The 1,277-nt window shown below is 56.0% G+C and carries 1 pseudogene; it reads left to right on the forward strand.

Annotation, left to right across the window (positions count from 1 at the left end):
* A pseudogene (locus tag ACIOZM_RS31860) lies at positions 1 to 1,277 on the forward strand (DNA-directed RNA polymerase subunit beta'); the annotation flags it as partial.

Genomic DNA, 1,277 nt, shown 5'->3' on the forward strand with positions numbered 1-1,277 from the left:
GCGATCAACGCCAAAGGCGAAGGTCGTGTATTCGCGGATCTGCAGGAAGTTGACCGTGTGTTCCGTGCCGGCGAAGCCGCACTGCACGCCAAGGTCAAGGTTCGTATCAACGAAACCGTCAACGACCGTGACGGCAACAGCGTGAGCGGTACCCGTATTGTCGACACCACTGTCGGCCGTGCGCTGCTGTTCCAGGTTGTGCCAAAAGGTCTGTCGTACGACGTCGTCAACCTGCCGATGAAGAAAAAGGCGATCTCCAAGCTGATCAACCAGTGCTACCGCGTGGTTGGTCTGAAAGAGACCGTGATTTTCGCTGACCAGTTGATGTACACCGGTTTTGCCTATTCGACCATTTCCGGCGTTTCCATCGGTGTTAACGACTTCGTTATCCCGGATGAAAAAGCCCGCATCATCAATGCTGCAACTGATGAAGTGAAAGAGATCGAAAGTCAGTACGCCTCCGGCCTGGTAACCCAGGGCGAGAAGTACAACAAGGTGATCGACCTTTGGTCCAAGGCGAACGACGAAGTTTCCAAGGCGATGATGGCCAACCTCTCGAAAGAGAAAGTCATCGACCGTCATGGCGTCGAAGTCGACCAGGAATCGTTCAACTCGATGTACATGATGGCCGACTCGGGTGCGCGGGGTTCCGCAGCACAGATTCGTCAGCTGGCCGGTATGCGTGGTCTGATGGCCAAGCCGGACGGTTCCATCATTGAAACGCCGATTACTGCGAACTTCCGTGAAGGTTTGAGCGTACTTCAGTACTTCATCTCGACTCACGGTGCTCGTAAAGGTCTGGCGGATACCGCGTTGAAAACTGCGAACTCCGGTTACCTGACTCGTCGTCTGGTAGACGTGGCGCAGGATCTGGTTGTGACCGAGATCGATTGCGGCACCGAACACGGTCTGCTGATGACTCCGCACATTGAAGGCGGTGACGTTGTAGAGCCGTTGGGTGAGCGCGTATTGGGTCGTGTTATCGCTCGTGACGTGTTCAAGCCGGGTACCGAAGACATCATCGTTCCTGCCGGTACTCTGGTAGACGAGAAGTGGGTCGAGTTCATCGAGCTGAACAGCATCGACGAAGTGATCGTGCGTTCGCCGATCAGCTGCGAAACCCGCTACGGCATCTGCGCCAAGTGCTACGGCCGCGATCTGGCTCGTGGTCACCAGGTGAACATTGGTGAAGCTGTCGGCGTTATCGCTGCTCAGTCCATCGGTGAGCCGGGTACCCAGCTGACAATGCGTACGTTCCACATCGGTGGTGCGGCAAG

It is taken from the genome of Pseudomonas sp. NPDC087346 (assembly GCF_044744235.1).
Lineage (GTDB): Bacteria > Pseudomonadota > Gammaproteobacteria > Pseudomonadales > Pseudomonadaceae > Aquipseudomonas.